The sequence below is a fragment of the Cellulomonas pasadenensis genome (assembly GCF_047229365.1).
Classification (GTDB): Bacteria; Actinomycetota; Actinomycetes; order Actinomycetales; family Cellulomonadaceae; genus Cellulomonas.
Map to the genome: position 1 here is coordinate 1 of NZ_JBFTEP010000257.1, position 1,752 is coordinate 1,752.

The following is a 1,752-nucleotide window of genomic DNA, read 5'->3' on the forward strand; positions in this document are numbered from 1 at the left end:
GCGTCACGGCGGCGGCCGCGTGCGGCGTGCGGCTCGCGCGCCGCGAGCCGACCGGCGCCGCGGTCGCCGGGCTCGTCGTGGCCGCGGTGTGCGCGGGCGTCGCCGCGCTCGCGGGCGAGGCCCGGGCGTTCTTCCTGCCGAGCATGGCGCTGCCCGTCGTCTTCGTGCTCGCCTACGTGGTGTCGCTCGCGGCCGGCCGGCCGCTCACCGGGTTCATGGTCAACCGCCTGGTGGGCGGCCCGCGCGACTGGACCCGGCACCGCGCCCTGCGTCGCGTCTACACGCTCACCTCGGTGGTGGGCCTCGTGATGGCCGCGGCGAACCTCGCCGTCCGCGTCGTGCTCTACCGCGCCGACGAGCCGGCGGCGCTCGCGGTCGTGCAGGTGGTCGCCACCTCGCTGTTCGCCGTGCACGTCGCGGTCACCCTCGTCGCCGCCCGCCGCGCAGCCGGCGGGCCTGTCGACGCAGCCCTTCCGCCGGCCCGCGCGCCGCGCGGCTGACCCACCCAGAACCAGGAGCGACACCATGCCTCGTACACCGTCCTACTCCCTGCCCGACCTGACCGGCCGGCGCGCCCTCGTCACCGGCGCCAGCGACGGGATCGGGCTGGGCATCGCCCGCCGACTCGCCCTCGCCGGGGCCGAGGTCCTCCTCCCCGTGCGCAACCGGTCCAAGGGGGAGGCGGCCGTCGCCCGGATCCGGCACGAGCACCCGGCCGCGCTCGTCTCGCTGCACCACCTCGACCTGGCCTCGCTGGCCTCCGTGGAGGCCCTGGGCCGGGAGCTGCGGGTCGACGGCCGGCCGATTTACCTGCTGGTGAACAACGCGGGGGTGATGACCCCGCCGGAGCGGCAGACCACCGTCGACGGCCTCGAGCTGCAGCTGGGCACCAACCACCTCGGGCACGTCGCCCTGGTCGCGCACCTGCTGCCGCTGCTCACGGCGGGCGGGGCGCGCGTCACCTCCCAGATCAGCGTGGCGGCGCGCGGCGGGTCGGTGCACTGGGACGACCTCAACTGGGAGCGCGACTACGACGGCCGGCGCGCGTACGGCCAGTCGAAGATCGCCCTCGGGCTGTTCGCGCTCGAGCTCGAGCGGCGCAGCCGCGCGGCCGGCTGGGGGATCACCAGCAACCTCGCGCACCCCGGGGTCGCGCCCACCAGCCTGCTCACCGCACGCCCCGAGCTGGGCCGCGACCGCGACACCCCGCAGATCGCGGTCATCCGCCGGCTCTCGCGCGCGGGGATCCTGCTCGGGACCCTCGAGAGCGCGCAGCTGCCCGCGCTGTACGCCGCGACCTCGCCGCAGGCGGGCGGCGGGCGGCTCTACGGCCCGGACGGCCCCGGCAACCTCGGCGGCGGCCCGGCGGAGCACCGCCTCTACCGGCCCCTGCGGGACGCGACGGAGGCCGACCGGGTGTGGCGGGTCTCGGAGGAGCTGGCCGGGGTGTCGTTCGCGTCGGCGGCCGCGCTCTGACGGCCGGCCGGGCACCGTGACGGGGAAGGTGGGTGCGGTGCGGCCGGCGTCGTGCACGGCGGGCCGGTCGCGCCGCGCCCTGGGCACGGTGCACGCGTGTGTGCCATGGTGCGGCGTCCGGTTCGTCCCCCCGCATCCCACGCCCCCTCGGAGTGCGCCTTGCCGATGACGCCCATGGCCCCCCGTCCCCGACGCGCCCGTCGCGTCCCCCTCGTCCTCGCCGCAGCCGCGGCGCTCGTCGCCCCGCTCGCGGCGCCGGCGGCCGCCGGTCCGGCC

General features: G+C 78.0%; 2 protein-coding genes. Both read left to right on the forward strand.

All coding sequences use genetic code 11. The annotated features are described in order from the left end of the window. Positions 1 to 500 (forward strand): DUF3159 domain-containing protein (locus AB6N23_RS18265; protein WP_412867376.1); only part of this gene is annotated, 500 nt, incomplete at its 5' end. A gap of 25 nt (positions 501 to 525) precedes the next feature. After that, positions 526 to 1,476 carry an SDR family oxidoreductase gene (locus AB6N23_RS18270; protein ID WP_412867377.1) on the forward strand — a complete coding sequence of 317 codons (951 nt, stop codon included), beginning with the start codon at positions 526 to 528 and terminating at the stop codon, positions 1,474 to 1,476. The last annotated feature ends 276 nt before the right edge of the window (positions 1,477 to 1,752 follow it).